Genomic DNA, 11,985 nt, shown 5'->3' with positions numbered 1-11,985 from the left:
TTCACCCAAATCAGCCAATTCCGGAGTTCTCTCTTTAAAAAAAGAAGGTGCAAAAAGCCGGTGCATCACCGGATACTTTTTGCACCTTCGCCTTCTTGTCTAAATCAACGCATTGAAATGGCCCTCTGAGTTGACCGTCGCCGTCCGTGGATCGGTCAGTACGATGCCCTTAAGTCCTCCCATTCGTTCCGTTTGCCAGACCGGGAGATGGTCTTGAAGCGGAGGAGCCGGTACAAAATGGACCGAGGTGCTGCTTCCGCTTTTCTGCACTAGCTGGGCCTCCAGCAGTCGAATTTGCCGCTGCAGCTGCTCCCGGCGATAAGGCGTCTGCATCTCTCCGCCCTGCGCTTCATTCACCTTGTCCAGTTCCATCAGCAACCGGTTGCGCTGTTTCTCCATGGAACTGACATCGCTTTGTGTGTCACCGTAAGCTGCAATAGCCTGTACCGGGCTGATGCCTGACACTGTCTGTGCCGCCATGATCTTCCCCCCATTTCCGTGGCTCCCCATCCAAATTAAGCCAATTCGAAAGTTCTAATTATCTCTATTACCCAGCCGGCCCCGCCATGACAACATTTCATCCCCATATCGAAAAATAATCGTCGCATAGTCCCAGTCTGCCGCTTGTTTCAACCATACCAAAGACCCACCAAGGATGGTAAAAGTCCCTTCAAGTGTCATTTGTAACATAAACAAGCCCACAGGAAAAATATCTACATATCATCCCGACGAGTAACCTACCCTGCTCCTATGATCGGTATGATGTAAATACAGGCTCCCGTGAGCTTTTCTACAAAAAACTTGCCTCTACTTGTAATACGAAGGATGCTACAAAAAGACTACATATTTCGTTTCTCATACTTAAAGGGTTCTTCACACGAATAAACCTCATGGAAAAAACCGAAATACAGGATATCGTCTTCCAGGCATTTTATATAATAGGACAGCTCCTCATCACATTCCGGCTCTTCGCCGTTGTTTCGCATGACCTCGAATGCATCTATAATACCCTCCATGAGGTTTGCTTGAATAAGCAAGGGCAAACTATTCAACAATGAATGATCAAGCCTGGTTTCGGATCTGTACCCCGCGAGGACTCTTTCAAAATAATCCTCCATAAATTTTTTGCGTTTACCGGTGTCTGGTTCAGATTGTATCCAGCCCATTCCGTTACCCCAGATACTGGCCAAGTCAAACATATACCAACCGAAACAAGAATTATCGAAATCATAAACGGTTATTTGCCCGGTATCAAAATCAATAAAATAATTCCCATCGTTATAATCAAAATGAATCATACCGAACGACTCATGGTTCCTGTCCAACCCTTCCAAGGTTTTAAGGAGCCCTAACAACTTCTCCTTAAGCAAAGATAACGAGTTGGGGATCAGTTTATCGATATATTCGGCATTGTATTTATCAAAAAAACTGTACCGGGGATGGACTGGAGCATACCCTTTTGACAATTCGTGCAGCTTCCCCAGAACTTTACCGCAGTTATAATAGTATTCAGAAAGAGGAACGCCTTCCCGATACCGATAATGGTTTTCCACAAGCATTTTTCCTTTAGCCTTTTCAAACAGGCAGACAAAAAAGGTGTGATGATTATGAGTTATCTCTTCCAGCAGATTCCCATCCTGGGAACTGACTACATTCGAGACACTGCCGCCATGCTCGAATAAATACCTGACATACTCAAGTTCCCCTAGCAAATCTTCCCGGCTTCTGTCATTTATGAAGGAGATTCTGAGTATTTTTGCATCAGTGCCTTCCTTCACACAGGTATAAACGACATTACGCCCTCTCTTATGTTCCTTAACCGGCTTCATTTCGTAGCCTTCCAATCGGTACAACTCTGATACAAATGGAAGTAAATATGCATCACTGATTTCAACAACCTCGTTATAATTTATAATATCTCCTCCAGTAAAAAAACTCTTTAACATATTTTACCTGCCGCACCATGCGAATTCTAGGTAAACTTTCAGTATAATTAAATTGACCTAAAGCCAAGCTTCTTTTTGTGCTCTCGATTACTTCATCTGCCCTTTGATGATTTTCACCATGCTCCTACCCGTTGCTATAATGGCTTCTTCAGCCGGACGCGGGGTCCAGCCAAGTAATTGTTTGGCTTTTTGATTACTAGTGGACATATCCTCTCCCAAGAGTTTTGCAATCATTCTCAATTTAGGGTTAAACACCGCCACAATACGTACCGCGATATTTGGAAGCTCGCTGTTGGGTATGTTTCTCGCATCTTCCCCTAAATGCTTCTTCAGGATCTTTGCAATATCGAGCATCGACAGATTCTCCGCACTGGAAGCTATAAAACGCTCCCCGCTTGCTTCGGGGCGAACCATAGCCAATATATGCAACTCCGCAACATCCCGGACATCTACATAATCCGAATAAATTTTAGGGACAGACTTTAGCTTGCCTTCTATCATTTGGCGAACGGTCTCATTGGAATGAGAATAATCATTGCCTAGAATGGGCCCCATTACACCAACGGGATTTACCGTTGCCAGTTCTAATCCATTTCCTTCTTGACGGATAAAATCCCAAGCCGCCCTTTCTGCAAGTGTCTTCGATTTTTGATAGGGATGAATGTTTGCGTCTGTATTGGACCAATCTTTTTCGGTATAAGGCCCTTTATGATGCTTATGTCCCACACCAATCGCCCCGAAGGCAGAAGTTAGCACTACACGTTTAACCCCTGCATCACGTGACGCCCGCAACACTCGCAGAACACCTTCACGTGCGGGCCCAATCATTTCATTTTCATTTTTATAAACTTTATTGGGTGTCGGAGAAGCCACGTGGATGACATATTCCGCGCCTTTCACTGCCTCAGCCCAGTTCATATCGGAGGATAAATCCGCTTGAATGAATGACAAACCTGCAAAATTAGTCACCCCGCCTGACCTTAGCATGGCTTTTACTTCATCTTGTCTGCCCATGGTACGAAGTGTTGTCCGCACACGATATTCTTGCATTAGTAATTTCAAAATGATATGAACAGCTATGAATCCCGAACCTCCGGTCACAAGCACCAAGGGATTGTTATTTTGTGGCATCTCGAGCGCTCCTCTCCATTGACGTTACAACTGTAACGGATGTACACTATTTTAGGACCGAACAGGATCTAAAACAAGTGGACAACAAACATCTGTGACAGAATGGAGGAAGTGTTATGGCAGCAACGGAGCACGCCCAAAATATAAAAAGGGACACAAAAGAATGGATTACTATTGCATTACTGGAGCTTTTACAGACAAAGCCATTATCCAAACTAACCATTTCAGAAGTCGTCAAGAAAGCCGGCGTCAGCCGAATGGCATTTTATAGGAATTACGAAAGTCTTGAACAAGTATTAGAAGAGTACTATGAACCTAAATATGCAGATATCTTTAATAAAATTGCCTTTCAGACCAGCCATGAGCAGAAAGTAACAGATTTGACGAATTTTTTCCATGCCCTATCCAATGATTTCCACACAGCCATTGATAATGATTACAAAGAGCTGCTGTATCAAATCTTTAAGCACCATATTGCCCAGTTCTATGATGAGATCATTCCCTTCCCGGACTGGACAGGTGCGAAACGGAGCTATTGGATTGACTTCATGAGTGCCGGTGTGTTTGAAATTTGGGTGATGTGGATCAAAAATGGTCAAAAGGAAACCTTAGAAGAAATCTCATCCCTCATTCGGCTTTTTCATAAATAAAAAGAGTGTGTATCCGCCCGCTTGTGCCGAAAGAACGGCTTGCCCTTTGACCAATTGATGAACGGCTGCTCTATGACATAATATGATATCGTGGCCGCCGCATACGAGATTGCGACGACGGATATACTGATGCCGAGCCATCGCCAGACGTCCCTAATCCCGGAATAGTGGTAATCCTGGATGCCGTACTTTTCGATTAACGTAATGAACAAATAGTGCCAAATATACAGACCGAACGAAATTTTTGCGGTAAACCGGAAAAAGCGGTTATCAAGCAAGCGGCCTACGATCACGCTGAACGGTGCCGACAGCAGCACGAATCCGAACAAAATGGCATAAGCCGGGAAGTAGTATGGCTGCTGCTGGAGGCTGAAGTCAAATTCGCCCTGGTGGCGCATACGCCAGATCAGCAAACCGGCAAGCCCCACAGCGGCTGCTCCAACGGCGTCGAACACCCCGAGCTTGCGGAGCCGTTCTACTGCAGTGCCGCGCTGCATGATCGCGGTCGTTACGCCTGCGGCCAGGATGCCGATCGAGAAGTGGCCGAAGAATCCGACGGGATTGTAATTCGGCATCCAGAATTTCGCACCACCAATTAGGCCATAATCCCAGCCCCGGTCCTGCTCGCTTGGCGTAAACCACTGATGGATGAGAGCGTTTACGGCAAGCACCAATCCAAACGCGATGACCCAGAATAAGATCGCTTTTCCAAACGAACGCCGCTTGCTGAGCACAAACAATACCGCCATTAACAAAGGCATAAGCACGTAGCAAAACACCTCGAAGCTGATCGACCAGAGTGGCCCATTCAAGTCGGACGGGAAAAACGTTGTATAGTGGAAACCCGTCGTGAACGTGAACCCCGTTAGGACTCGCCGCCACATGAACTCCGTAGGAATGTCCAGCCTCCATACAAGCAACAGACAAACCAGGAATGATACATAGAAGCCGGGCATAATTCTTGCAGCACGGCGCAATGCATACGTCCGGATACTCGGATACGGCTCATTCTCTAAGTAAGCGCTCCAAAAGGGGGATGACAGCAAAAATCCGCTTAACAAGAAAAACAAGCTAACCCCGCTGTTCCCTAGCAAGAAAACCGATTGCACATCCTGAAACCAGGGCTTTTGTGCGGGCATCATCAGCCGTTGTGACAAATGATGCAGGATGACGGACAGGCAAGCGATCGCACGAATGCCATCCGCTCCTGTTAATCGGGTACTGCCTAACTGAATCTTTGACATCAGTTCATTTTCCCCTTCTCGCAAATGATTCCCAAACGGATGATCGCCCCCGAAGCCTAGAACACTACATCTGCGTGCCCGCTACTCCCATTTCCAATGGCGCCGTACATCGATTTCAGGTACTCCTATCTTTCAAGAAATCACAGGAAAATCCTTCAACGATTGTATTATTCAGTGGGAAAAAGTGTTTTATATATTGAACCAGTATGTATTGACTCGATATATAACACTGTGATATATTTTGATCGCGGTATACAAATCCCCCCAAACTACAAGGAGGTCCAATTTTGAACAGTCAGGATGTTATTTTAGGCACGCTTATGAAAGGAGCGTTGACTGGATACCAAATAAAACAGTTATTAGAAAATGTATTCTCTAATTTCTATAGTTCTAGTTATGGAACGATCTATCCCACGCTTGCCCGAATGGAAAAGGAGGGGTTGATCACTAAGGAAAATGTGCTCCAGGATGGTAAGCCTAACAAAAATCTTATATATATAACGCCTAAAGGCAGAGAACGTTTTAAAGCCTATTTACTGGCGCCGCTGGTAGCAGACAGCATCAGGAAATCTGATTTTATGATGAGGCTATATTTTGGTGAATTCGTCGGGTATGACAAGTTGATTATTTGGTTGAAGCAAGCCCAAGAGGAATCACACACAAAATTAGATCAATTATTAGAGCAATATTCGCTTCATAAAGATGAAATGCATCCAGCGCAGATCATCTGCATTCAAATTGGGATAGAAGAATATAAGGCTAAACTTACGACCATTGCCGAGGGATTGGTAAGCCTCGAGAAGTTAGTGCAAGAGTAGAACTGAATGTAGTGAATCCAAAACTTTTAGGAGGAATTTTTATGAAAACAATTTTTATCACGGGTGCTTCATCGGGCATTGGGAGAGCTACAGTAAAACATTTTGCCGAAAGAGGATGGAACGTTGTAGCCACGATGCGCTCACCTGAACAAGAAACTGAGTTCATTTCACTAGATAATGTGTTAGTGCTAAGGCTTGATGTCGAGAAAAAAGATACGATTCAATCTGCGTTAGCGGAAGCGACTCAGCGGTTTGGTAAAATTGATGTTCTTCTCAATAATGCTGGATATGGAACAATGGGTCTTATAGAAGCAGCTACGGATGAGCAGATTAGAAGACAGTTTGAAGTGAACGTTTTTGGTCTAATCAGTATGACTACAGCCATGCTACCACATTTTAGATCGAATCAAGAAGGTTTGCTGATCAATGTCTCTTCTATGGGAGGGAAAGTGACCTTTCCCACGATGTCTCTGTATCATTCATCCAAATTTGCAGTGGAGGGTTTTTCTGAGTCCGTATCTTATGAATTAGCATCACAAAACATCAAAGTAAAATTGATTGAACCAGGTGCTATTAATACGGACTTTGGTGGAAGATCAATGGAATTCTTTTTTGATGATGCTTTAACAGACTATCTGCCATTTACTACTGCGTTTCGGGGTAAATTGGCTGAGATGGAAAAATACCCGGCATACGCTTCGCCTCCAGAAATTGTTGCCGAAACCATATACCAAGCGGCCACAGACGGTACAAGTCAATTCCGATATGTAGTTGGAGAAGATGCCAAGATGCTCATTCATATGAAAGAAAATACGGATGAAACAGAGTATTTAACTAATATCGCTCAGCATTTTTCTTGAAAAAGGGGAGAATTTGAAATAATCGTTCTGCAATAAATTACACGACCTCAGGCAAGATGCAGCAGATCGCCCAAAACCCCGAAGTTGCCGTTTGTATCATCGTCGAACACATGCCTGCTGCGCATTCGCCTGATAAAGATAACAACCTATAAATCCTGTTTTTTTAGTACCCATAAAATACTGACCACGGAAACAACGCCAATAGCCGCCATACAAGAATATGAAACACTCATGGGAAATGCATATTCAATCTTAATGGATGTAACCTGGAGGACCCTCAGAATTGTAACGATAGGTAAGATAGAGGATAGCATAGATGACCAGACTCCAACAAAAGATAACACTGTGTACATCATCGTTGCACAAATAGCGATAAGATAACCTTTACGGCAAATTACCGCGACCGATAGAACGGGTAAAAGGCTAAAGAACATAAGTAAGCCAGACTTCAAATAAGTTATCAACCCATCCCAAAACGAAGCCGTTTCAAAAGGGATTCCAATAAACAAGCCAAGAAAGTTGAGCAAGTAGGATAGAGAGACCATCGCTAAAATAATTAGAAGTAGTGTAGCTAATTTTGCTAGGGCTAATCGTACACGACCAACAGGGATGATAAACAGGTTCCGGTATGTATTCTCTATGGATTCCCTTGTGAAGATATAAGTACCAATAAGTCCAAATACGCATGGCCACAACAGTAATATTGCCAACCATAAATTTTGAGCGGAGTAGGAGACCCATGTGGTTTGAGTAGATGCCTCTAGATTTACAACAAAACCGATTAACGGAAGAAGACAACAAGCAGCAAGGCAAACCCAGATTATACTGGAGCCTTTGAGTTTCATAAACTCAGCTCGAATGAATCTAAACAATATTAGTTCACCCCCCTGTTATTTTCATAAAGTATTCTTCCAAATTCCCTTTGTTCATGCTGATTTCGCTAACACCAATATGGGCATCATGAAAATACCTGTTTACGTCCTCCATGTTTCTTTCTATTTCATAAATTTTTAGAATATAGTCGCTTTCAACATCGAAATCGGTAATCCCTAACTGCTTCTCTAAAATGGGTACGGCTAAGGCTGTGTTGGATACTACCATTTTTATAAAATGGCGATTACGCCGTCTTATTTCATTCATGGGGACTTCTTCAACTAGGCAGCCTTGATGAATAATTCCTATGGTATCGGCAAGCTGTTCCACCTCACTTAGAATATGACTAGAAATGAGTATGGACGTTCCTGCTTCTTTACTTAGCCTGAGAATGAGTGAACGCATTTGCTGAATACCTGCTGGGTCAAGGCTATTCGTTGGTTCGTCCAAAATAATAAATTCAGGATCATGCATTAAGGCCAATGCAATTCCAAGGCGTTGCTTCATGCCCAAAGAGAATTTTCCTGATTTCTTGTTTGTATCTTTCTCCAATCCTACTAATTCCAATGTGTTGTTCACTGCGTTTTTGTTATGGATACCCCGCAAAGAAGCAATCAAGTTCAAATTTTCTATAGCCGTTAAGTTTTCATAAAAGGCCGGGGCTTCAATAAGTGCCCCGATCCTTCTATATCCTCCTGTATTGGACGTAGTCAGTTTTTCACCGAAAACGGTAATCTCCCCACGGGTTTGTTTTACCAAACCCATCACCATCTTTAAAGTTGTCGTCTTTCCGGCACCATTACGGCCAAGTAAAGCATAAATCTCCCCTTGCCGCACATGCATATTGAGATTATTTACTACAAGCTGGTCATTATATTTTTTGGTCAATCCATTGGTTTCTAACACCATCATAAAGTAGTAATCACTCCTCTCCCGCAGGGTCGTAGGGATTCCTGCGACTCAATTACGCCATCTTTTAAATGAATAACAGAGTCGCCATATAGCGTAGATGCTTCTGAATGGGTAACCTGAATAATCGTTTTTCCGAACTCCCTATTAATACTCTGAAACAGCTCCATAATAGTAGCACCATTGTGGGAATCCAGATTACCTATAGGTTCATCAGCAAGAATAATCTCCGGTTGAAACAGCAAGGCTCTTGCGACGGCAATTCTTTGTTGCTGCCCACCTGATAATTCTCTGGGCGTTGCTGTTCTCTTATGAGACAGTTTTATCAAATCAAGAATTCCCTTCAATTCTATACGATAATCCTTTACACTCCTACCATCTAATATAATGGGCAGGAGGATATTATCCTCAACCGACAGATTAGGCACCAAGTTATGAAATTGAAATACAAAGCCTACGTCCCTGCGTTTCATCTTTGCTTTTTCATCTTCCTTTAATTTACCTATGTCTTTTCCATTGATTATAATCTGTCCAGAAGTTGGGTCATCCAGGCCGCCAAGCAAATATAGCAATGTAGATTTCCCACAGCCTGAAGGTCCCATGATGGAGAGAAAACTACCCTTTTCTACCGAAAAGCTCAGATCATTTAATACTTGTACCTCTTCCTTGCCCATATAGAATGATTTATTTAAATTTATGATTTCGATGCTGTTGTTCATCACACTCACCTATCCTTCTATTCGTATTTCATTTCATTAATTATTGAAAATCTCTTGCCATTTAAGAGGACTGGAAGTGTGGAAAGGACAATTAAAACTAGCAAGAATCCTAATACTAACGGAACATATATTAGATTTAGCCTGATATCATATAGCATTCCGATGAGGCTCAGTAAGTCTTTTGTCAGAAATATCATCGCATAGGAACAAGGGATAAGCAGGAGCATCACCCAAAGCACCACAAAAATAGACTGGAACAGCAATAACCTATTCTTCTGTTGTCTGCTTAACCCGATTGCGTGCAACAGAGCGATGTTCTTCTTTGAGTTTAAATAACTGATTTTGGTGTTGTTTAATACACCGAACGACGCAATGACCAAGGCCATCAATGAGAACAGGCTAAATGCCGCAATGGTCTTTTCGTTTTCAGCAATATTGGCTCTTTCTAGTTCCTCATACGTCACTACCTTTACGTTATAATTGCTCAATTGTTTCCGCAGGTCATCTCTTAATTTCACATCGTTTCCCGTTGCCTTAGCATTAATCATATTCGTACCAACATAATTAAATTGTTGCTGTAACACATCATTATCTACTAATACAACATAGCCCCCGTACAGCATCTTCATATCTACAAGTCCTGTAACATACAATTCCTTTTCAGTTTGATTAACCGTTAGTGGCAGCTTATCTCCAGCTTGTATACCGAGGGCTTTAGCCATACTTTTGGAGACAATGACCGAAGGTACCTTGGCATTCTTGAATTCCTCATATATGTTTAGGTTCTTAGGCTTTGTCCAGTCAATATACCCGTCATAGCTTAAATACTTATCTTTATCTATTCCCGCAATCTGAAAAGCTGTTCCGTTACGCTGGCCCCCAAATACTTTTAGCTTCTGAAGCGTATCTTGTTCTATATCACTGCGGTTCAGCTCATTTTTCATTAGAGTGTCCGTAATATTGCCAGCTTCTGACGGAACCGTAATCTGTATCTGAAAGTTATTTCTGTTAAAACCATCTGTCATAACTGTTCGAATACTATCACCAACGGATGTGATCGTAATTACCGATAATGCTGCGATCAGCATTAAGGTAATGTTGCCTAACAGTTCTTTCGAAGTCCGGATATTATTAAGGGCTAGAGCCAATACAGGTACTTTGTCCTTGAGTATCCCATATAGCTTAGCTGTTACCACATGAATCAGATTCGGGAGAACTAATAAAATCCCCGCAATGAGCAGAATACACTGAATGCTTACGATCCCGTCTATTTGCACAAGAAACAATAAGAGAGAAATGACAAGAAAGCCACTGCCTAATAGCTTTCTTGTATTATTGCCTGCTCTGTTCTCTACAGCTGCTCCCAATATGACATCCTTGATGGATAGTTTATTGATTTGCAGAATGGGGAGGATCGATGAAATCACAGACAACAAGATTCCAAACAGAACTGCCAATACAAAGTAATAGATGGGGATGGTGGGCCATTTGAATATCCCATACTCTCTATGCGGGGACAGAAAGTAAGCTGCTCCATAGGTGATTCCACTACCAGCTAAAAATGATAGAACACCGCCAATTGCGCCAAAAAGGATGCTTTCCAATAGTAGAACGTTAATAATGTTAGGTTTCGTAGCCCCTTGACTAAAAAAAGTGCCAATCACAGGCATTCTTTCTGCAATAATGAGTCTGAAAGAACTGGAGATAATCACCGCACTGAGTAACATTACGACGGCTAACAGGGCAAAACAGATGATTCTTCCTTCTTTAATTGCATTCAGCATTCCTTGTTGATCCGTAAAACTTGTTCTTGCAACATAGTTTTCATTGGCACTATTAAACTCATCAATTGACGCTTGAGTAGATGGTCCTGTTCCTGTAGCGATAATGTTGTTGTACATTCCCGGCATATTCGATTGCCCAGCCAGAAAATCGTACGGTACAATCATTTGGAACGCTTCGTTGGTATCTCCAAAAAAGATCCCCTCATTCAGGAACAGTCCCGCTACTTGAACGGTTATGTCCTGATGATTCACATTAAGCTGTAAGGTATCATTCACTTTCAAATGAAGATCCTGACTCACTTTCTGTGAAATAATGCATGTTGCACCATGAAAATGGTCCAGTGCTCTTTTTTCATTAATGTTTTTAGTGATGATATCTTGTGTGTTCCTGCCGAGGACTGTCACTGTACTGTTATCCAAGTCATGGCGGTAAATCCCCTTCAATTCTAATTGGGGAACGATATCTTGTACCCCTTTCAAATTCACCTCATCTAATTGAATTCCAACGCTTGGGTCTTTGCTTTTAATTGAAATCTCTTTGTTCTCCATCACCTGAGTATAGGACTCGATGTAGTTATTCATCATAACGTCTGTGACTCCCAAGCTTGCAATGAACAAAGTAGCACTCATCAGGATAGCAAATAGAAGCATGATAAACTTCCCCTTCTTCTCCATCGCTGATGTCATAACAAATTTCAGAAATAATCCCACAGCATTCCACTCCTAACATTTGTGCTTCATGATTTCATTGTAAGGAGCCATTCCTGTAATGAATTAATTTGAGGTTTGAATGAAAAAAGCGCCAGCTGTATACTGGGAAACGTTCCGTCCAGAGAACAAATTCCAGCGCAGGAGGCACTCAACATGAAGTATAAACAATCGAAGAAACAGAATCAACGGATTATGAGAATTTCCGACAAGACCCTTGTCGTAGGGGCAGACATCGCTAAGGAAACCCATGTGGCCCGAGCCATTGACTTTCGGGGAATTGAACTGGGGAAAGATTGTGTATTCTCCAATACACGAACAGGTCTGGAGCAACTGGTACAGT

The 11,985-nt window shown here is 42.5% G+C and carries 11 protein-coding genes and 1 pseudogene; 4 read left to right on the top strand and 8 right to left on the bottom strand.

Translation table 11 applies throughout. The features are described from left to right. Window positions 1–99 precede the first annotated feature (99 nt). The 3 genes from A3844_RS23435 to A3844_RS23425 form a co-directional block, all read right to left on the bottom strand. Complete coding sequence (locus A3844_RS23435) at window positions 100–480, bottom strand: hypothetical protein (RefSeq protein ID WP_074108627.1); 381 nt, start codon at window positions 478–480, stop codon at window positions 100–102. 359 nt (window positions 481–839) lie between these two features. Continuing rightward, window positions 840–1,946, bottom strand: a complete 1,107-nt coding sequence (locus A3844_RS23430; protein ID WP_208619453.1) for a phosphotransferase enzyme family protein — start codon at window positions 1,944–1,946, stop codon at window positions 840–842. Between the two features lie 87 nt (window positions 1,947–2,033). Continuing rightward, window positions 2,034–3,077: an SDR family oxidoreductase gene (locus A3844_RS23425; RefSeq protein ID WP_074108626.1), complete on the bottom strand. Its 1,044-nt coding sequence runs from the start codon at window positions 3,075–3,077 to the stop codon at window positions 2,034–2,036. 116 nt (window positions 3,078–3,193) lie between these two features. On the opposite strand from A3844_RS23425, the gene A3844_RS23420 reads away from it, so the two are divergent. Then, window positions 3,194–3,727: a TetR/AcrR family transcriptional regulator gene (locus A3844_RS23420; protein ID WP_074088252.1), complete on the top strand. Its 534-nt coding sequence runs from the start codon at window positions 3,194–3,196 to the stop codon at window positions 3,725–3,727. Here A3844_RS23420 and A3844_RS23415 read toward each other — a convergent pair. Continuing rightward, window positions 3,718–4,971: an acyltransferase family protein gene (locus A3844_RS23415; RefSeq protein ID WP_074108625.1), complete on the bottom strand. Its 1,254-nt coding sequence runs from the start codon at window positions 4,969–4,971 to the stop codon at window positions 3,718–3,720. The genes A3844_RS23420 and A3844_RS23415 overlap by 10 nt on opposite strands. A gap of 287 nt (window positions 4,972–5,258) precedes the next feature. Between A3844_RS23415 and A3844_RS23410 the strand changes: the two genes are divergently transcribed. Continuing rightward, window positions 5,259–5,789 carry a PadR family transcriptional regulator gene (locus tag A3844_RS23410; protein ID WP_083606984.1) on the top strand — a complete coding sequence of 177 codons (531 nt, stop codon included), beginning with the start codon at window positions 5,259–5,261 and terminating at the stop codon, window positions 5,787–5,789. A 41-nt stretch (window positions 5,790–5,830) separates the two neighbouring features. Further along, the gene (locus A3844_RS23405; RefSeq protein ID WP_074108624.1) at window positions 5,831–6,649 is read left to right on the top strand and encodes an SDR family oxidoreductase; all 819 of its coding nucleotides are present in this window, start codon (window positions 5,831–5,833) and stop codon (window positions 6,647–6,649) included. A gap of 146 nt (window positions 6,650–6,795) precedes the next feature. Here the strand turns inward: A3844_RS23405 and A3844_RS23400 are convergent, their stop codons facing one another. The 4 genes from A3844_RS23400 to A3844_RS23385 are packed head-to-tail and all read right to left on the bottom strand — an operon-like array spanning window position 6,796 to window position 11,645. Next, window positions 6,796–7,521 carry an ABC transporter permease gene (locus A3844_RS23400; RefSeq protein WP_074108623.1) on the bottom strand — a complete coding sequence of 242 codons (726 nt, stop codon included), beginning with the start codon at window positions 7,519–7,521 and terminating at the stop codon, window positions 6,796–6,798. Window positions 7,522–7,528: 7 nt separating this feature from the next. Next, complete coding sequence (locus A3844_RS23395; protein ID WP_074100015.1) at window positions 7,529–8,434, bottom strand: ABC transporter ATP-binding protein; 906 nt, start codon at window positions 8,432–8,434, stop codon at window positions 7,529–7,531. After that, complete coding sequence (locus A3844_RS23390) at window positions 8,431–9,150, bottom strand: ABC transporter ATP-binding protein (RefSeq protein ID WP_074108622.1); 720 nt, start codon at window positions 9,148–9,150, stop codon at window positions 8,431–8,433. The genes A3844_RS23395 and A3844_RS23390 overlap by 4 nt, the downstream gene beginning before the upstream one ends. Before the next feature lie 17 nt (window positions 9,151–9,167). Then, a complete protein-coding gene (locus A3844_RS23385; RefSeq protein WP_074108621.1) occupies window positions 9,168–11,645 on the bottom strand; it encodes an ABC transporter permease in 2,478 nt (825 codons plus the stop codon). A gap of 153 nt (window positions 11,646–11,798) precedes the next feature. Here A3844_RS23385 and A3844_RS23380 point away from each other — a divergent pair. Continuing rightward, window positions 11,799–11,985: pseudogene (locus A3844_RS23380) on the top strand (IS110 family transposase); the annotation flags it as partial.

The organism is Paenibacillus helianthi, from assembly GCF_001909055.1.
In the GTDB taxonomy this organism is placed as follows: Bacteria; Bacillota; Bacilli; order Paenibacillales; family Paenibacillaceae; genus Paenibacillus_AQ; species Paenibacillus_AQ helianthi.
This window is presented reverse-complemented; position numbering and strand designations above follow the sequence as displayed.

What these genes read in the sequence shown, in the direction of transcription:
- A3844_RS23420 (WP_074088252.1), top strand. Translation starts at nt 3,194, where the DNA reads ATGGCAGCAACGGAGCACGCCCAAAATATAAAAAGGGACACAAAAGAA.
- A3844_RS23435 (WP_074108627.1), bottom strand. Translation starts at nt 480, where the DNA reads ATGGCGGCACAGACAGTGTCAGGCATCAGCCCGGTACAGGCTATTGCA.
- A3844_RS23430 (WP_208619453.1), bottom strand. Translation starts at nt 1,946, where the DNA reads ATGTTAAAGAGTTTTTTTACTGGAGGAGATATTATAAATTATAACGAG.
- A3844_RS23405 (WP_074108624.1), top strand. Translation starts at nt 5,831, where the DNA reads ATGAAAACAATTTTTATCACGGGTGCTTCATCGGGCATTGGGAGAGCT.
- A3844_RS23395 (WP_074100015.1), bottom strand. Translation starts at nt 8,434, where the DNA reads ATGATGGTGTTAGAAACCAATGGATTGACCAAAAAATATAATGACCAG.
- A3844_RS23425 (WP_074108626.1), bottom strand. Translation starts at nt 3,077, where the DNA reads ATGCCACAAAATAACAATCCCTTGGTGCTTGTGACCGGAGGTTCGGGA.
- A3844_RS23390 (WP_074108622.1), bottom strand. Translation starts at nt 9,150, where the DNA reads ATGAACAACAGCATCGAAATCATAAATTTAAATAAATCATTCTATATG.
- A3844_RS23415 (WP_074108625.1), bottom strand. Translation starts at nt 4,971, where the DNA reads ATGTCAAAGATTCAGTTAGGCAGTACCCGATTAACAGGAGCGGATGGC.